The organism is Pseudomonas sp. Mn2068 (genome assembly GCF_049319725.1).
Taxonomy (GTDB): Bacteria; Pseudomonadota; Gammaproteobacteria; order Pseudomonadales; family Pseudomonadaceae; genus Aquipseudomonas; species Aquipseudomonas gingeri.
This window is the reverse complement of sequence record NZ_JBMOUG010000011.1, coordinates 97,202-115,002: the sequence shown is the minus strand read 5'-3', so window position 1 is coordinate 115,002 and position 17,801 is coordinate 97,202. Positions and strand designations below refer to the sequence as shown.

The window sequence follows — 17,801 nt, the reverse complement described above, 5'->3', positions numbered from 1 at the left end:
AGCGTGATTTTGCTATCGTTGGCCCTTTGTTGCCGAACCCGAGAGTCCGATGCCTGCCGTCCGCCCCGCACGTCCCGATGATATTCCCGCCCTGGCAGCGGTCGAGCGTTCCGCTGCGTCGATCTTCCGCGAGATCGGACTGGCCTGGGTCGCCGAGGGCGAGCCGTTGCCGGGTGATTATCTGGAGCAGCTATGCCGGCATCACACCCTGTGGGTCGCGGTGGATGGGGCCGACCAGCCGGTGGGCTTCCTGGCGGCGGAGACGATGGACCGATCGTTCTTTATCGTCGAACTGTCCGTCCATGCCGCGCACCAGAAACGCGGCCTCGGCGCGCAACTGATGGCGGCGGCAATTGCTTGTGCGAAGGCCGAGCAGTTCGCGACCGTCAGCCTGACGACCTATCGGCACCTGCGCTGGAACGCGCCGTTCTATGCCCGGCTGGGGTTTGTCGAGGTCGAGGCGGGCAGTCTTGGAGAAGAGCATGTCGCGCAGTTGCAGCATGAGGTTGCGGTGGGGCATGAGGCGGCGTTGCGGTGTGTGATGGTCAAGTATTTGAAGCCGCTCAACGGGTTGTTGACGTCAGGATGATGGCTATTTAATATCTTGCAATCATTTTGATATCATTTCGTGCAAAAGAAACGGGCTGCCTGCGTCTTTCATAGACAAAACAGGGCGCCCGTTTTTTTGTGCGGATCGCCGAGATTTTTGACATGGACGTCCGCCACTTCGCCTTCCTTGCGCGCCAACCTTCTGCTGCCCTGAAAAACCGCGGGCACTTCCTCGGACTGCCCAAGCGCGGCCTGGCGTTCCTGTTGGCGAACGTGATGTTCTGGCAGCCGCTGTGGGCCCAGGCGGACGGTATCGTGGTCAGTGCACCAGGGACTTCGCTTGGGCAAGCGGCAAACGGCGTACCTATCGTCAATATCGCTGCACCGAATGCCAGCGGCCTGTCGCACAACCAATTCAAGGATTACAACGTCGGCGCCAACGGGGTCATCCTCAACAACTCGACGCAGAACCTGCAAAGCACCCAGTTGGGTGGCTACATCCTCGGCAACAGCAACCTAAACGGCCGTGCCGCCACCACCATCCTCAACGAAGTCAACGGCGGCAGCCCCAGCCAGTTGCGTGGCTACACCGAAGTGGCGGGGCAGTCGGCCCATGTGATTGTCGCCAACCCTTACGGCATCAGTTGCAGTGGCTGCGGCTTTATCAACACGCCGCAGGCGACCCTGACCACCGGTAAACCGGTGATCAGCAACGGCCAGGTGTCGGGTTATCAGGTCGACCAGGGCAGCGTGTCCATCGAAGGCGCCGGGATCAATGCCAACAATATCGACCAGTTCGAAATCATCACCCGCTCGGCCCGGCTCAATGCCGAGATCCAGGCGAAGAACCTGGCGATCATTGCCGGCGCCAACGATGTCGATGCCAAGACCCTCAAGGCCACCGCCCGCACGGCCAATCCGGCCAATGCCCCGCAACTGGCCATCGATTCCTCGGCGCTGGGCGGCATGTACGCCGGGGCGATCAAGCTGGTGGGCACCGAAGCCGGTGTCGGGGTCAAGCTCGACGGCAAGATGGTCGCCAGTGGTGGCGATATCCAGCTCGATGCCAACGGCCATCTGAGCATGGTCGACACGGCGGCGAGCGGAGCGGTCAACGTGAAGGCTCGGAGCCTGGAAGCCAAGGGCACGGTCTACGCCGGTACCACCCTGGACATGCAAACCCAAGGCGATCTGACCAGCCAGAACAACCTGGTCGCCAAGGACCGCATCACGCTGAGCAGCGGCGGCCAGCTGAGCAACAACGGCATCATCGAAGCCGGGGTCAATCTCGATAACACCCGTAACAGTGAAGGCGACGTCAGCGTCACGGCGCAGAACCTCAACAACGCCGGCAAGACCATCCTTGCCAGCCGTGACCTGTCGATTACCACCACACAAACCCTGAACAACCAGGGCGGCACCCTGAGCGGCCAGCGGCAGACCACGGTCACCGCCGACACCCTCGACAACCAGAACAAGGGCCGGGTACTCAGTGCTGCGCAACTCAACCTGACCGCCGACAAGGCACTGAACGGGCAGGGCGGCCTGATCAATAGCGTCGGTCAGTTGAGCGCCACCCTCGGCCATCTGAACAACAACGGCGCTGAAGTCTCCAGCAAGGGCGACGCTACCCTGATCCTGGGCACGATGGACAACCTCACCGGCGTGGTGATGGCTGAAAACACCCTGGGCATCACCGCCAGCGACACCCTGAACAACCAGAACGGCCTGCTCTCCGGCTGGCAGGGGCTGACCCTCAACGGCACGACCCTGGACAACCGCAACAGCGGCACCGTCTCCAGTCGCAACGGCGATGTCGGCGTCACCCTCAGCGGTGCGCTGCTCAACAGTCATGCCGGCGCGGTGGTCAGCCAGAAGAGCCTGACCGTCCGGGCCGACAGCCTCGACAACAGCGACAAGGGCGTACTCTCCAGCGCGGCCGGACAACGGCTGACCGTCACCGGCCTGCTGGACAACAGCCTGGACGGTTCGATCAGCAGTGGCGCGGCACTGACCCTGCAAGCGATGGCCCTTAACAACGGCGGCACAGTTAGCGCCGTCGATGCCCTGAGCTTTACCGGCACGGACCTGGACAACAGCAACGGCACCTTCAGTGGCAATGCCGGCGTGACCCTCGACCTGCTCGGCACCCTGACCAATACCAACGGCAAACTCTCCAGCGTCGGGCCGCTGCTGGTGCAGCGCAGTGCACAGATCAACAACCAGAACGGCGGGATCAACAGCCAGGGCCTGCTGACCCTGCTCACTGGCGGCCTGGACAACAGCCATCAGGGCACCATCGGCGCCAACGACACCTTGCTGGTGACCGCCAGCGGCAGCGTGGACAACAGCGCCGACGGCCTGATCGCCAGCCGTAACGCCGACCTGCAACTCACCGCGGCCAGCCTCGGCAATGCCAAGGGCTCGCTGCAGGGCAAGGGCGCGGTGAACCTCATTGTCAGCGGCGATATCGACAACCAGAGCGGCAAGGTCATCGCCCAGGATGGCGACCTGAGCGTGAGCGCGGCCAATCTCGACAGTCGCGGTGGCACGCTGTCCAGCGTCAAGGGCGCATTGGAAACCCAGGTCGTCGGCGTCCTGAAAAACGGTTACGACCAGGGCAACAACAGCCAGGGCGGCACACTCCAGGCCCAGCGCCTGATGCTCAATGCGTTGGGCGGCATCGATAATAATGGCGGGCGTATCGCCGCCCAGGCCGGCGATGCCGTGCTTGATGCCCGCAGCGGTAACATCGATAACCGCAACGGCGGTCTCTACGCCAGCAACCTGGTGCGGGTCAGCGGTAATGATCTGGACAACAGCGGTGATCAGGGCGGCAAGATCAGCGGCAGCGAAATCAGCTTCTCCTTGTTGGGCAAGCTGAACAACCGCAAGGGCATCATCGAGAGTGGCAGCACCTTGTCGACCACGGCAGCCAGTCTGGACAACCAGAACGGCCAGTTGCGGGCACTGGGCAAGAGCCTCAGGACTGTCTTCGCCATTGGCGGCCTGCTCGACAACAGCAATGGCACCCTGGAAACCGCCAACACCGATCTGGGACTCGACGCCGGCAGTTTCCAGAACCTGGGCGGCAGCGTGTTGCACGTGGGCACGGGGATCTTCGGTCTCTCCATGGCCAATCTCGAAGATGTCGGTGGCCGCCTGGTCACCCATGGCGACCTGACGCTCGACGGCGACAGCTGGACCAACAGCAGTTCCATCCAGGCCAAACACCTGACCGTCAACGTCAACCACCTGACCCAGACCACGACCGGCCAGTTGCTGTCCACGTCCGACCTGAAAGGCCGTGGTATCGACTGGGCCAACGATGGGCTGTTCGGCACGGACGGTTCCCTCGACGTCGACCTGAGCGGCAGCTACGCGGGCAAAGGGCGCTTGAGCAGTCTCGGCACCCTGGATTTTCATGCGGCGCGAGTCGACCTGACGGACTCGGCGAGCATTGCCAGCGGCGCGGATACCACGATCAACATCGACGGCCTGCTCAACAGCGCTGGTCGCATGACCTCCAGCAACAATCTGAAGCTGACTGCCGCGGGTATCACCAACAGCGGAACCTTGGGCAGCGGCAAGGACCTGACGGTCACGACCGGGGCGCTGGTCAACGATCACGGCCTGGTTTCCAGTGGCGGCGAAATGCAGCTGCTGGTATCGAGCTTCAGTAACCGTTATGCGCAGGTCTACAGCCTGGGCACGGCATTGATTGCCAAGGACTCGACGGGGGCCAAGGCTGATCTGCTGGATAATCGTTCGGGGGATATCGAGAGTCTCGGCAAGTTGACGATTACCGCGACCACCGTCAATAACGTCATGGACGTACTGGAGTACACCGAGCACGAGAAGAGCGCTGCCAGTATTACGCGGCTCTCCTGCAACCTGATTGCGGGGATTGGCTGCGACGATCGTGGTGGTGGTCGCATCAACGGTTTGTGGGAAGTGGCGGAAACCGATCGCCTGAATGTCATCCGCAGCAGCGCCGCCGCCAGCCTCACCAGCGGCGCTGACCTACTGATCGACACACAGACGCTGAACAACACCAGCAGCATCGTCGCCGCGACCGGGAACCTGCAAGTCAACGCTGCGACCATCAACAACAAAGGTCTGCAACCCCAGGAAATCAAAACGGTTCGGCAGGTGGTGAGTTGGGTCAACGAGACCGCCAGCGCCATTGACACGGCGGCCACCTTCAATGCGCGAAACAACCCGACCCCTTCGGCGTTTTTTGCCTCTGACCTGGGGGCGTTCCTGTTCTGGGCTCGCGTGCCGATCAGTACCCGTTCGGTAACCACGAACATCAGCGACAAGTCGTTCGATGCGATTATCCAGGCGGGCGGCAACGTCAGCCTCAACGCTGGCGAGACGATCAACAACAGCGCGGTCCGTCCCTTCTATGAGTATGTGGCCGTGGGTCGTACCCGTGCCGACACCGGGGCCGGCAGTGGCTATTCCACGCCGGTTTACATCAACGCCCAGCTACCGCCCGACCTGGCCCAGCAACAGATCAATCCGCTGTCCTTGCCGGGCTTTACCTTGCCGACAGGCCAGAACGGCCTGTTCCGCCTGAGCGGGCAGGGCAGCAGTATTCCGGTCGCCACGTCGCCCCAGGTGCCGGGTCTGCCTGATACCTCGGGCAGGTCCAATCCGCAGAAATACCTGATCGAAACCAACCCGATGCTCACCGACCTCAAGCAGTTCATGAGCTCGGATTATCTGCTGTCCAACCTGGGTTACGACCCGCAGGCCAGTGCCAAGCGCCTGGGTGACGGTTTCTACGAGCAGAAGCTGATCCAGCAGGCCGTAAGCGCTCGCACGGGCCAACGTTTCATCGATGGTCAGACCTCCGACGAGGCGATGTTCAAGTACCTGATGAATAACGCCGTCGCCAGCAAGCAGGAACTGAACCTGCAACTGGGGGTGAGCCTGACGTCCGAGCAGGTCGCAGCGCTGACCCACGATATCGTCTGGATGGAAAACCAGACGGTAAACGGCGAGCCGGTGCTGGTACCGGTGTTGTACCTGGCCAACGCCAACAACCGCCTGGCGGCCAATGGTGCCTTGGTGCAGGGCAAGGACATGACCTTGATTGCTGGCAAGGATCTGGTCAGTGCCGGTACCTTGCGGGCCAGCAATAACCTGTCCGGTGTCGCGGGGAACAACCTGGTCAACATGGGATTGGCTGAGGCTGGCAATCGTCTTGACCTGCTCGCGGCTACTCATCTGGCGAACATGGCCGGTGGGATTATCGCCGGGCGTGATGTGGGGCTGACCGCGGTGACCGGTGATCTGCTCAACGAGCGTACGACCACGACCCACAGAAGCAGCGACGAGCGCTACAGCCAGGAACGGATTTTTGTCGACAGCGCTGCCCGCATCGAGGCGGCGAACACCCTGACCGTCAAGGCCGGAAACGATATCAGCAACAACGGCAGCGTACTGCAGAGTGGCGGTGATACGTCTCTCAGCGCCGGTCGTGATGTGAACATCGCTTCAACCCAGGCGGGGATCAAGGAAGCTTTCGGCCCACAGAACAACAACTCGAGCATCAGCCAGAACGGTTCCAGTGTCAGTGTGGGTAATGACCTGACGGTCAGTGCCGGGCGGGATATCGCGGCGGGGGCCAGCCAGATCGATGCCAAGCGCGATATCAGCATGACGGCCGCCGAAAACCTCACGCTCGCGGCGGCGGCCAACGAAGGTCATTCCTACTCCAAGACCAAGACGCTGACGATGCAAGAGGACCACGTCAGTCAGGTTGCGACCACGGTCAGCGCGGGTGGCGATGTCAAGCTGAACGCCGGTAAGGACATGACGTTGATCTCCAGCAAGATCGGTGCGGGAGATGAAGCCTACCTGGTGGCGGGCGGCAAGCTGGAGCTGCTGGCGGCGCAGGACACTGATTACTCGCTGCTGGACATGAAGAAAAAGGGCGGCTTCGGCAACTTGAAGACCCGTCGTGACGAAGTGACCGAAATCGTTAACGTCGGGAGCGAAATCAAGACCGGCGGCAACCTCACGCTCAAGAGCAACGGCGACCAGCGTTATCAGGTGGCGAAACTCGAAAGTAGCAACGATCTGATGCTGGACAGCGGTGGCGCCATTACTTTTGAAGGGGTGAAAGACCTTCATCAAGAGAGTCACGAGAAGACCAATAACAATTCGTTCTGGAACTCCTCCAAGGGTAAGGGTAATACCGACGAGACCCTGCGCCAGACCCAGATGACGGCTGCCGGTGCGATCACCATCAAGGCCGTCGAAGGCCTGAAGATCGATATCAAGCAGGTCAATCAACAGTCGGTCAGCCAGACCATTGACGCGATGGTCAAGGCAGACCCGCAACTGGCCTGGCTCAAGGATGCCGAGCAGCGCGGAGACGTTGACTGGCATCAGGTGAAGGAAATTCATGACTCCTTCAAGTACAACAACTCGGGGTTGGGTCCGGCTTCGCAATTGATTATTGCGATTGTGATGGCGGCGGTTGTCGGGCCGATGGTCATGACCGCCATGGCGGGCTCCAGCCCGGCCATCGCGGCGGGTGTAGCGGCTATTGCCTCAAGCGCGGCCGCCAATGCCACCACCAGCTTCATCAACAACGGCGGAAACCTGGGCGCGGTCTTCAAGGATCTCAGTTCTTCCGACGCCCTGAAGGGTTATGTCATCTCCGGGATGACGGCCGGACTGACGGCGAAATACTTTGATGGCTGGACCGGCACCAAGACTGATCCGGTGACGGGGAAAGTGACGGGACCGTCCCTTAATACCTGGACCGGTGTCGGGCAGTTTGCGGCTAATCAGACCTTGCAGGCGGGCACGTCAACGCTGCTGAGCAAAGCTCTGGGGCAGGGTGGGAATCTCAGTGACGCGTTGAAAGGTGCGTTGTTCAATACCTTGGCGGCTGCCAGTTTCAACTCTGTTGGGGATTACACGAAAGATGTGAGCGGGTTTGACGATGGCTCCATCGGGAAAATCGCTGTGCATGCCATGGTCGGAGGACTTTTGGCGCAAGCAACTGGTGGTGACTTCAAAACTGGGGCTTTGGCCGCTGGTGCGAATGAAGCATTGGTGGCGCAGCTTAACAATCTGGTTAGTGGCGATAAAAACCTGTTGACCATGAGCTCTCAGATAGTGGGGGTTCTAGCTGCCGCAGCTCAGAAAGATGTTGATGCCAGCAAACTCGAGAAGGGAGCTTGGATTGCAAAAAATGCTACACAGTACAACTGGTTGCTACATCATGAAACGGAGCAGATGATCCGTGAAGTGGACGAGCAAACAACGGATGAGGAAAAGAACAAGGTTCGTGAGCGATATGCTGAGCTGGACGAGGCGCGGAATAAGGAGCTGCCTGACCTATGTAGGAAGAATCCAGATTTTTGCATACGTTTGTCAGATAAGTTGGCCGCCGACAATCCTGAGCTTCTGGCGTTCGCACATGATTTGGCTCGAGAGGGTAAGGTTGATCAGGCGCTTGTGATTGGGTTTCTGATAACAGGAAATAATCAGACGGCGCAGGATATCATTGCTAGTGAGCTGAGCGCTATTTCAGGAGGGGATAGTTCGCGTTTTAAGAATGTATTGGGTACAATTCTGCTTGGTGCAGCAACTGGTGGGGTAAGGCCTTCCAGCGGTGCAGGTGGTGGGCCGAAGACTCCCAATGCAATTGAGGAAATATCAAACCCGCCGCAGGCGCCGGTAATTCCGGCCGGTTGGGTCAGCCGTCCGGGGCGAAATGGTGGTGAGATCTATTTTCCAGCCGGTACTGATCCTGCGAAAGGAGAGCATATTAGAGTTATGCCGCCTGGTTCATCACCTGTTCCAGGATATGAGAACGGCTATTGGCGTTGGCAGAATTCTGGTAAGCAGCCAATGGATCCGTCGACCGGTAAGCCGGGTAAAGGTCCAGGAGATACGCATGTTCCACTCCCTCCGAATTCTTTACCGCCCTTCCGCCGATAAAATTTACAGTGAGAGTTTTGATTATATATGGCCACGTTACCGGATGATTTTGATTTCTCATTGCTTTCGGAGTGCTATTTGGAAATGGTTTCTTTTGGCGCTTCTATCACGCGATTAGATTTTTCGCGCGTGCAACGTTCTCCTGGTATTCCTCCGTACAAGGTTTCGTTTTGTGTTGAGGGTGGGTTGAAGTATCAAGTGAACGGTTTTGTAGGGGAGCGGTTTTTTACGAACTCGTCTACCAGTGCTCCGTTGTTAGATTTATTGCTGAAGGATGTAGTGTTAGTCTCAAAAAAAGAGACTGCTTCGATCCAGATAGAATTTTGCTCTGGTGATAGAGTCTTGATTGATGGTGATAGTGGTGGTTATGAGTCATATTCTATTTACTTGGATTCTGGTGACGTTGTGGTTGTGTAGTGTGGAGGAGTTAGTAAGTCTTTAGGATGGCGGAAAGTTTTTGGGTTTTGCAGTGGGGTTTAGCATTATCCCATGGTGCAATGGAAGATATGGATAAAATTCAAAATATTGCATTTCAGACGCCTTCAATCAGTAAGGTCGATAGCCTGCTTTTCCAACACCGAATCCATCCACATCTACGCCATCTCGATCAGACGTACCACGCCCATCGCAACCTTGCGATTTAAGCCGGTCTGGTTATCTGCATTCTCGTATGCGGTGGCCGCCGCCGATTGCAGGATGGAGTAGAGGGTGACCAGGGCGTCTTCCCGGCTGTGTGGTTCTGGCAGACGATCAGGCAGCGAGAGGGGCGGTAAGGCGGGGGATTCTTAACGTCAGCAGCCTGAGAGTCGTGATGGACAGATCATCGTTTCTGATTTCGCAGACTTTTGCAGTTGATACACGTACAGCCTGCCTCATCGTGAGATCTCGATTCGATTGAATTCAACCTCAGCAGTGCGAAGGTCGAGATAAGAATCGCAGCCAACGACAAGAGTCCGGTGGCGCTGTTGAGAAAATCCCACATCCGTTCGGTTCCTTCCCTGGAAGTATCTGAATGACCTCTTCGGTAAAGGCTGCCCAAAAAAACTGCGGCTGCCTACTGTCAGAAATGACAGGTCGGATGACCGTTCGTCTGGAATATCCTCAGTTCCCGCGACTATCAAGACGGCACCAGTGGCTCGGGTGTTGGGTGACCCTTTGGATATCGCCCAATTGGCGATACTGGCTGACGGCTGACCCCGCCTCACCGAGGCATAAAATCCTTCTGCCAGCGATGGGGGATTTTCAGCGCCAGCAGCCCCAGCACCGTGGCGATTGCTGCACTCACCACCAAGGCCTGGACACCCAGCTGGCGTTCCAGCACGGCGCCGCATACCGCGCCCAGCAGCATGCCGCTCCACGGCACCAACTGCACCCGCCAGCCATCGCGCTTTTCGCCCAGCAGTCGCCGCCCCAGGCCGCGGCCGAAGCGTGACAGCGCGCCGGTGACGTAGGTCAGGCCGATGGGCAGGCCGTTGACCTGTTCCACCGCGGCATTGAGCATGCCCATGGCGATGATCGCGGTCAGCAGCGCCGGTACCCGGGTCTGGAAGGGCAGCGCCGCGGCCACGCACAGCAAGGTGGCGATGCATAGCAGCAAAGGCAGGGAGCGTCGACCGCCGGCGCGCCCGGCCACCACCCCCAGCGCATTGCCAGCGATAAAGGCGGCCACCGCCGCGAACAGGCGCAGCACCATGGACAGGTCGCCCTCGCTGATCGCCACCGCCAGGCGCGTGGTGTTGCCGCTCATGAAGGACACGAAGTCACCGGTGGCCATGAAGCCGATGGCGTCGGTCATGCCCGCGAGGAAGGACAGGCTGGCCACCAGGGCCAGGCCGACCCGGCCACGCAGGCGGCGCAGGTGCAGGCGATTGCCGGAAAGGGTCGGTGATGAGGGCAGCATCCGCATGACTCCTGGCGGGTGGTTCAGGCGTTGGATGAAGAGGTTGCATCCACGGCGGGATGTTCCTCCTTGCGGTACAGGGTGAGGGGAATCTCCAGGGTGAACAAGGCCCCTTTTCCCGGTCCGTCGCTATGGGCGTACAGGCGACCGTTCATCTCGACCGCCGCCAGGGCACAGCTGTGCAGGCCGAAGCCGTGGCCGTCCTTGCGTGTGGTGAAGCCGTGATTGAAGATCCGCGAGATGTTTTCCGGCGCAATCCCCTCGCCATCGTCCTTCACGCTGATGCGCAGGGTCGTGCCGTCGACCACCCTGACGCCGAGGGTGATGTCGCGTTCACGGTTCGACAGGTCGGACACCGCATACTTGGCGTTGCTGATCAGGTTGATCAGGACCAGCAGCAGGCGGTGCTTGTCGCCCAGCAGGGTGGGCACGTCCTGGTAATCCTTGAGCACCGTGACCTGGTGCCGGGTCAGGGCGCCCGAGTTCATGCGCAGGGCATCTTCGAGCAGGTCGGTGATGTTCAGCGGCTCCAGCAGCCTGGCCGCCCCGGCATAGGACTGCTGGGTGGCGACGATTTCCTTGATGTGGTCGACGCTTTTGCTCAGTTGTGCCAGTTCCTGGACGATCTCCGCCTGCTCGGTGCCGATGGCCGTGACCAGTTGGCCGAGATAGGCGGGCAGCAGCTTGCCTTTTTCATCCTGGCTGACGAAGTGCCCCAGGTCGTCGGCATGCTCGTTCATCAGTTGCACGGCCTTGCCCAGTCCCTGCGCTTTGCTCGCGCGGACCTTGCGGCTGACCAGGTCGGCGGAGATGTTCACGCTGTTGAGCACGTTGCCGACGTTGTGCAGGACGTTGGTGGCGATCTCCGCCATGCCGGCCATGCGCGCAGTGTCGAGCAGCTCGCTCTGGGCCTCCCTGAGTTCGCGGGTGCGTTCTTCCACCCGTTGTTCGAGGCGCTCGTTGGCTGCCTGCAGTGCGCTGTTCATCTGGTTGATCAGGGCATGGCTGCGTAGTTGGCGAATGATCAGGTAGAACACCAGCAACGCCATGCAGGCAGCGCACAGGGTCAGGTAGAGATGGTCCTGGTGGCTCTGCAGGTCGGCGCGCCGCTGGCTTTCATTGAGGTATTCATTGATGGCGTCGAGGCTGGAGGCAACCGGGATGAAGCCGATGCGGTCAAGCAGGTCGTTGGCCAGGGGCTGTTCGCGCACGATCAGGTTGACCTGCTCGACCAGCTTGTCGAGCGAGGGGGTCAAGGTCGTCGCCAGGGCGCTCCTCTGGGTGGTCAGGTTGTCGATCTGGCCCTGAATCCGCTCGGCTTTTTCATTCGAGGCGTGTTGGGCGTACTCCAGGGTGCCCAAGGTCAGTTTCGAGGCGCTGTAGAGCACGCTCAGCGTGGCTACCGGGTGTTCGACGCTGGAAGGTTCCAGCTCTTTCTGAATGGTTTCTTCTATGGATGACAGGGTTTCCAGGTCATCGCGCAGGGTGATGTTCTGCAACTGGAACTGCTCGATCAGCTTGTTCTTTTCCGCCGTGGCGTCGAGGTAGGCTTTTTTCCGGGCCTGCCAGATGGGGGAATCGTCCAGTGTCGCGTTCAGCGTCACCAACTGCTCCCAGCGGCGGCTCGACTCCGTAGTCGAACCGGTGAGCAGGTTGTAATTGTACTCGGCGCTGATCCGCGCCTTGAGCACCTTCGCATCGAGCTTGCCGTCCAGTTGCTTGAGCTGGCGGAGCAGGTCGCGTGATTCGAAGTAGGTGGAGGTGTCCCGTGAGTAGACCTTGACCAGCAGGAACGCCAGGAGGCTGACGAGGATGATGAACAGCGCCACCAGGGCACTGCTGCGGTACCTGTTCCATCGCGTCATGGTCTACATCCTTGCAGGAGTTGACGGCAATTATCGCAGGTCCTCGGCAGTTCTGCCGGAGCCTTTTGCCCAGCGCCTGACAAGATGGTCAATGGCGAAGGGGCCCGGTCCGCCGATGACCAGTGTGATCAGCGCGGCCAGATAGAGCAGATCGGTTTCATAGCCCGGCTGGCCGAAAAGTGCGCCGTTCGGGCCGATGGATAACAACTTTATGGAACTGAACCCATAAGGCAAGTGCACTGTGAAAGTAGCCACTAATAACGTGATGATCATCGGGATACTTGCCAGTGTGACAAAGGCCCCCAGTAATATCGCCAGTCCGCCGAATATTTCAATCGCCACGGTCAGCCATGAAAAAACAGCGGCGGCGGGAAAGTGCATGGCCTGAAGAATAACGGTGAATGCTTCCGGCCCCCTGAACAGTTTCGCCAGGCCGTGGGCCATGAAGCCGTAGCCGACGATCAGGCGCAGGGTCAGCGGTGCCCAGTGGCCAAGCCTGCGTGGGTTGGGGAGGCAGGTGGCAAGGCGGACAAGGTGCCTGATCGTATTCTTTGTGGGTGGGGTAGTTTTCATGAATATTTCGTCATCTTCCAGTTGGAATAAGTGGCGAAATTTGGCGTGTGGATAATTAACAAATCGTTAAGTCATTTATAACGATTTGTTTAAGTTTTTTCATGGTCCTCTTAATTTGCGGATAATGCGCGATGGCGACTCTTCACTCAGAAACTTTTGCCCGACAGTTCATGTTGGCGAGTATTTTTCCTCTTGAGTGAGTTGCGATGAAGATCTATGCGAAGTGTTTGACCGTGGCGGTTTTTCTTTTCAGTGCCCAGGCCTTTGCCCTGGACAAGAAGGATGTGGCCGAAGTGATCCGGGTGGATTCCGATCCCTATGCCTGTGGCATCGTCGACGCCAAGATGACCTACAAGACCCCGAGTGGCGAGATCAAGGAGTACAACTACAAGACCTGGGGTAGTGGTTGTTCCGGGGATTGAGGGAGGCCAAGAGCAGGCATGAGCACACGCGCCGGCTCATTGGCTGAGACCAGCGCGTGCGGGTTCGCCGCTGTCGGGCGGGTTCAGAGATCCGTCAGGCGTACGATCAGTTTGCCGAAGTTCTTGCCCTGCAATAGCCCGATAAAGGCCTGCGGTGCCTGGGCCAGGCCATCGACGATATCCTCGCGCCATTTCAGCTTGCCCTGGGCAATCCACTGCGCGGCCTCGTTCAGGAAATCAGCCTGCTGCCGATCGACAAATTCGTGCTGGATAAAACCGCGTACGGTGAGGCTCTTGGTGAGGATGTCACGCATTGTCGCGGGGAGGCGATCAACGCTGGCACTCGGCGACGCATCGTTGTAGTGAGCGATCACCCCGCAGACCGGAATGCGCGCAAAGTCATTGAGCAGCGGCCTGACCGCATCCCAGATGGCTCCCGATACATTCTCGAAGTACACGTCGATGCCGTTCGGACAGGCTTCGGCCAGCTTCTCGGCGAAGTCCGGCGCCTGGTGGTCGACGACGGCATCGAAGCCCAGTTCATTTTTCACGAATGCACATTTTTGCGCTCCACCGGCGATACCCACGGCGCGTGCGCCCTGGATACGGGCGAGTTGGCCGACCACGGAGCCTACTGCGCCACTGGCCGCCGCGACCACCAGTGTTTCTCCGGGCTTTGGCTGACCGATATTGCGCAAGCCGGCATAGGCGGTGAAGCCAGGCATGCCTAGCACGCCGAGCGCCGTGGTGGGAGGAGCAATGGCCGGGTCCAGAAGTCGCAGCTCCTGCCCATTCGACAGGGCGAAATGCTGCCAACCCGCATCGGCCAATACGATGTCGCCTTCGCGCCATTGCGGATGACGCGACTGCTTTATCCGGGCGATCGTGGCCCCCACTATCACCTCACCGATGCCTATCGGCTGGGCATAGGACTTGGCTGCACTCATACGTCCGCGCATGTACGGGTCAAGAGACAGGTACAGATTTTCGAGCAGCACCTGGCCCTCGCCCGGGGCAGGGATATCGGCGTACTCCAGGCGGAAATCGGCCGGTTTTGGAAGCCCCTCGGGACGTGTGGCCAGCACGATGCGCGGGTTCTGGTTATTGCTCATGGATACGCTCCTGATGAATGGAAAACCTTTCGAGGGGTGATGGTAGTCATTGGCAGGGTATTCAAATAGGCTTATATCGAATCAATCAGAGTTAATCGAAACATGATATCCGATGCCTTCGACCCCTATCTGTTGCGTACCTTCGTCTCGGTTTGCCAGCATCGCAGCCTCAGTGGCGCCGCCAATCAGGCGGGCAGGGCGCAATCGGCGTTGAGCGCGCAGATCCGCAGGCTTGAGGAACTGCTGGGGCAGCGGCTCCTGCACAGGACGGGGCGTGGCGTGGTGCCGACGACCGAGGGCGAACTGCTGCTCAGTTACGCAACCCGTATCCTCGCGCTGGGAGACACCGTGGCCGCGCGGCTGAAAGAGCGGACCTTGATGGGCAATGTCCGTATCGGCCTTTCGGAGAATGTCGCGATATCGACCTTGCCGGCTGCCCTGGGGCGGTTGCGTCGAGCCTGTCCCCACATGCACCTGGAAATCAGCGTGGAACACGGCGATGCGCTTGCCGAGCGTTGGCATGAAGGGGTGCTTGATGTGGCCATCGGGGTCAGTTCGGCGTTCGCGGCTGATCCGCTGCGCTCATGGAATGTTGACCTGTACTGGGTCTGCGCGATCGACGAGGAGATCGATCCGGCGCAACCACTCGATGTGATTGTGTATGCCGAGCCTTGCTCGTGGCGACGCTTGATGTTCGATGCCCTGCTACAGGCGGGACGCGATTTTCGCGTGGCGGTGACGAGTCCCAATATTGGTGTGATCACGGCGGCCGTGGAAAATGGGCTGGGGGTGGCTCTGCTACCGGCTGAAAGTATCCGGCCCGAGACCATGCGGGTGGTTTCATTGGCGGCGGCGAACGGTGGGCCGGGATTGAGCGTCAACTATGGCCTGTTTGCGGTTCACCGACAGAGCGAAAGTATCCGTGCCGCAGTCGCGTTGCTCAGTGAAAGCCTGCATTCGATGACGCGGCCGATATTCTGTTGAACGCCCGGTAAAGCAGGCAGAAGCGCCATGGGCGCCCCTGCCTGGTTTCTTACCAGAGGGGAATCACGTAGCTGACGTAGAAGCGGTTTTCGTCCTGAATCGTCTGGCCGGTGATTTCCGGCGCCGCGTGGGCGTTCTGCCATTTCACGCCCAGGCCTTTCAACTGGCCGGTCGGTACTTCGTACGCGAGGGATATGTCACGTTCCCATTCGCTGGCATCGCGGTTGGCCGGGGTACGCACCTGGTCGCCATGGGCGTAGGTCGCGGCGAACTTCAGGCCGTCGACACCCAGTTGGGCGAAGTCGTATTTGTACTGCGCCAGCCAGGTGCGTTCACCCGCGTGCTGGAACTTGTTCAATTGCAGGTTGGTCAGCGCCGGGGTATCCGCGCCCGAGCCAGGGCCTTGGCGGTTGTCGCCGCTGTTCAGGCCCGAATCCAGGTACGGGAAGTCGCTGTTGCCACTGTTCTTCTGCGCGCCCAGGCCAATGGTGTGACCGGCCAGGGTGTAGCTTTCCAGCAAGCTGATGGTCGACTGGTTGATGCGGCCCTTGGTCGAACCGTCGCCATAGAAACCGGACGCGGCGAACTGGCTGTCACCATCGCTGTTGCCGCCGGTGCCGATGCTGCGATAGGCACGGAAGTCGCTGTCGATGGCACCGACCGGCAAGGCGTCATGGCGCTTGGCGCCGAGGAAGGCCTGCTGGTAGTAGTCCTCGAGGTTCGAGTACCAGGCGCTCAGGGTGGTACCCGCAAGGCCGGTGTAGTCGGCGCCACCGTAGAGGAAGCGATCGCTCTTCTTGGTGCCGCCGGCGGTGATCATGCCGGTGTCGCCGGTTTCGTTACGAATCTTAGTCTGGGTGATATCACCGACGGTAAAGGTGAAGTTATCCAGGTCCTTGGACACCAGTTGCGCGCCGGTGTTGGTCTGGCGGTACAGGCGGCCGTCGGTGTTGGCCAGCATCGGGTTGTTCTGGTACAGGGTGCCGATGCGCAGTTCGTCTTTCAGGAAGCGCGCCTTGAAGGTCGGGCTGAGCACGCCGAACTGGTCGGCGGACTTGCCGTCATCCAGGGGGAACATGCTGCCGGGGTAGCGGCCCTGGTGATCCTTGTCGTTCAGGTCGCCACCCGAGTCGAGCTTGAGGCCGTAGAACGCCTGCAAGTCCAGGCCCAGGCCGATGGTGCCTTCGGTGTAGCCGGACTTGAAGTCGAACTGGAAGCCCTGACCCCAGTCACGAATGCTATGTGCCTTGGCACTGCTGCCGCTGATGTCACGCCCCTCCTGGTTGAGGTAGCGGTTGAGCAGGGTCACGTCGGCGTGACTGTCATCGATGAAATCCGCGTGGGCAGACATCATGACGCTCGCCAGAGCGGCGCCCATCATAGGACTAAACAGCTTGTTCATTGGTTCGGATCCTGGTCACAGAATTGAAATAAGAGCAGCAAACTCTTGAAACAATTAAGGGGTGGCGATGTGACAGTTCTGAGTCAAAGCGGGGCTGGAACGGATGAAATTAAATTTAAGAACTGAACTTTTTCGGGGCGTTTTTCGTCCGGTTGGGCAGTTTTTCATGATGTGATTTTGGATTATTTAATCAATTATTTTTCAGATTTTTATTCTATTGGTAGGGCTTGTGATGCTATTTTGGATTTTTTAATCCAAAATAGGTGGTGCGTCATGATGTCCGAATTCCAGTCCCTGAAAAATAAAGTCGCCCTGGTGACAGGCGGTTCCCGTGGCATCGGCGCGGCGGTGGTGAAGCGCCTCGCGCGCGAGGGCGCGCTGGTCGCGTTCACCTACTCAGCGTCCGCGCAAAAGGCCCGGGAAGTGGTGGTGGCGGTCGAGGCGGAGGGCGGCAAGGCATTGGCGATCCACGCCGACAGTGCCGATGCGCAAGCCATCGAACAGGCTGTGAGCCAGACCGTGGAGACCCTGGGTGGCCTGAATATCCTGGTCAATAACGCCGGGATTCTGCTGCTCGGAGGGATCGGCGAGTTCAAGCTGGAGGACTTCGACCGGACGTTCGCCATCAATGTCCGCGCGGCTTTTGTCGCCGCCCAGTGCGCCGCGCGGCACATGGCCGAGGGCGACCGGATCATCCTGATGGGCAGCGTGGTGGCCGAGCGTTCGGGGTTTCCCGGTTCCAGCGTGTATTCGATGAGCAAGTCGGCGCTGGTCGGACTGACCCGGGGCATTGCCCTGGACCTGGCGCCGCGGGGCATCACGGTCAATCTGGTCCAGCCCGGTCCCACGGCCACCGACATGAACCCGGCCGATGGCCCGCACCACGAGGCGGTACGCAACCTGGTGCCGCTCAAGCGCATGGGCAGCGGCGAGGAGATCGCCGACATGGTGGCCTATCTGGCCAGTCCGGGAGCGTCGTTTGTCACCGGCACGAGCCTGAGCGTCGATGGCGGCTACCTGGCCTGA

The 17,801-nt window shown here is 59.7% G+C and carries 12 protein-coding genes; 6 read left to right on the top strand and 6 right to left on the bottom strand.

The annotated features are described in order from the left end of the window. The first annotated feature begins 49 nt into the window (after nucleotides 1–49). From ACL9RJ_RS23010 to ACL9RJ_RS23000, 3 genes are all read left to right on the top strand, one after another. Nucleotides 50–589 carry a GNAT family N-acetyltransferase gene (locus ACL9RJ_RS23010; RefSeq protein WP_422765697.1) on the top strand — a complete coding sequence of 180 codons (540 nt, stop codon included), beginning with the start codon at nucleotides 50–52 and terminating at the stop codon, nucleotides 587–589. A gap of 122 nt (nucleotides 590–711) precedes the next feature. After that, on the top strand, nucleotides 712–8,517 hold the full coding sequence (locus ACL9RJ_RS23005) for a DUF637 domain-containing protein (RefSeq protein ID WP_422765696.1): 7,806 nt from the start codon (nucleotides 712–714) through the stop codon (nucleotides 8,515–8,517). A 27-nt stretch (nucleotides 8,518–8,544) separates the two neighbouring features. Continuing rightward, entirely contained in the window at nucleotides 8,545–8,934 is a 390-nt protein-coding gene (locus tag ACL9RJ_RS23000) for a hypothetical protein (protein WP_177061785.1), read from the top strand. A 176-nt stretch (nucleotides 8,935–9,110) separates the two neighbouring features. On the opposite strand, the gene ACL9RJ_RS22995 is transcribed toward ACL9RJ_RS23000, so the two are convergent. From ACL9RJ_RS22995 to ACL9RJ_RS22980, 4 genes are all read right to left on the bottom strand, one after another. Then, complete coding sequence (locus ACL9RJ_RS22995; protein ID WP_422765716.1) at nucleotides 9,111–9,233, bottom strand: DUF6124 family protein; 123 nt, start codon at nucleotides 9,231–9,233, stop codon at nucleotides 9,111–9,113. A 485-nt stretch (nucleotides 9,234–9,718) separates the two neighbouring features. After that, entirely contained in the window at nucleotides 9,719–10,417 is a 699-nt protein-coding gene (locus ACL9RJ_RS22990) for a YoaK family protein (RefSeq protein WP_370590961.1), read from the bottom strand. Nucleotides 10,418–10,440: 23 nt separating this feature from the next. Beyond that, nucleotides 10,441–12,282 (bottom strand): DAHL domain-containing protein, encoded by a 1,842-nt coding sequence (locus ACL9RJ_RS22985; RefSeq protein ID WP_177130243.1) that lies wholly within the window; start codon nucleotides 12,280–12,282, stop codon nucleotides 10,441–10,443. A gap of 30 nt (nucleotides 12,283–12,312) precedes the next feature. Continuing rightward, nucleotides 12,313–12,855: a DoxX family protein gene (locus ACL9RJ_RS22980; protein WP_177118311.1), complete on the bottom strand. Its 543-nt coding sequence runs from the start codon at nucleotides 12,853–12,855 to the stop codon at nucleotides 12,313–12,315. A 233-nt stretch (nucleotides 12,856–13,088) separates the two neighbouring features. Here ACL9RJ_RS22980 and ACL9RJ_RS22975 point away from each other — a divergent pair, with 233 nt between their 5' ends. Then, nucleotides 13,089–13,277: a DUF2790 domain-containing protein gene (locus tag ACL9RJ_RS22975; RefSeq protein ID WP_244861836.1), complete on the top strand. Its 189-nt coding sequence runs from the start codon at nucleotides 13,089–13,091 to the stop codon at nucleotides 13,275–13,277. Between the two features lie 83 nt (nucleotides 13,278–13,360). On the opposite strand, the gene ACL9RJ_RS22970 is transcribed toward ACL9RJ_RS22975, so the two are convergent. Further along, entirely contained in the window at nucleotides 13,361–14,389 is a 1,029-nt protein-coding gene (locus ACL9RJ_RS22970) for an NADP-dependent oxidoreductase (RefSeq protein WP_177118312.1), read from the bottom strand. Between the two features lie 102 nt (nucleotides 14,390–14,491). Between ACL9RJ_RS22970 and ACL9RJ_RS22965 the strand changes: the two genes are divergently transcribed. After that, the gene (locus tag ACL9RJ_RS22965) at nucleotides 14,492–15,373 is read left to right on the top strand and encodes a LysR family transcriptional regulator (protein WP_017128207.1); all 882 of its coding nucleotides are present in this window, start codon (nucleotides 14,492–14,494) and stop codon (nucleotides 15,371–15,373) included. A gap of 49 nt (nucleotides 15,374–15,422) precedes the next feature. On the opposite strand, the gene ACL9RJ_RS22960 is transcribed toward ACL9RJ_RS22965, so the two are convergent. After that, nucleotides 15,423–16,775: an OprD family outer membrane porin gene (locus ACL9RJ_RS22960; protein WP_017128208.1), complete on the bottom strand. Its 1,353-nt coding sequence runs from the start codon at nucleotides 16,773–16,775 to the stop codon at nucleotides 15,423–15,425. A gap of 273 nt (nucleotides 16,776–17,048) precedes the next feature. Here ACL9RJ_RS22960 and ACL9RJ_RS22955 point away from each other — a divergent pair, with 273 nt between their 5' ends. After that, the gene (locus ACL9RJ_RS22955) at nucleotides 17,049–17,801 is read left to right on the top strand and encodes a 3-oxoacyl-ACP reductase family protein (RefSeq protein ID WP_377651228.1); all 753 of its coding nucleotides are present in this window, start codon (nucleotides 17,049–17,051) and stop codon (nucleotides 17,799–17,801) included.

Coding starts and splice junctions, on each gene's coding strand:
- ACL9RJ_RS22985 (WP_177130243.1), bottom strand. CDS start 12,282: ATGACGCGATGGAACAGGTACCGCAGCAGTGCCCTGGTGGCGCTGTTC.
- ACL9RJ_RS22970 (WP_177118312.1), bottom strand. CDS start 14,389: ATGAGCAATAACCAGAACCCGCGCATCGTGCTGGCCACACGTCCCGAG.
- ACL9RJ_RS22960 (WP_017128208.1), bottom strand. CDS start 16,775: ATGAACAAGCTGTTTAGTCCTATGATGGGCGCCGCTCTGGCGAGCGTC.
- ACL9RJ_RS23010 (WP_422765697.1), top strand. CDS start 50: ATGCCTGCCGTCCGCCCCGCACGTCCCGATGATATTCCCGCCCTGGCA.
- ACL9RJ_RS22990 (WP_370590961.1), bottom strand. CDS start 10,417: ATGCTGCCCTCATCACCGACCCTTTCCGGCAATCGCCTGCACCTGCGC.
- ACL9RJ_RS22955 (WP_377651228.1), top strand. CDS start 17,049: ATGATGTCCGAATTCCAGTCCCTGAAAAATAAAGTCGCCCTGGTGACA.
- ACL9RJ_RS23000 (WP_177061785.1), top strand. CDS start 8,545: ATGGCCACGTTACCGGATGATTTTGATTTCTCATTGCTTTCGGAGTGC.
- ACL9RJ_RS22980 (WP_177118311.1), bottom strand. CDS start 12,855: ATGAAAACTACCCCACCCACAAAGAATACGATCAGGCACCTTGTCCGC.
- ACL9RJ_RS23005 (WP_422765696.1), top strand. CDS start 712: ATGGACGTCCGCCACTTCGCCTTCCTTGCGCGCCAACCTTCTGCTGCC.
- ACL9RJ_RS22965 (WP_017128207.1), top strand. CDS start 14,492: ATGATATCCGATGCCTTCGACCCCTATCTGTTGCGTACCTTCGTCTCG.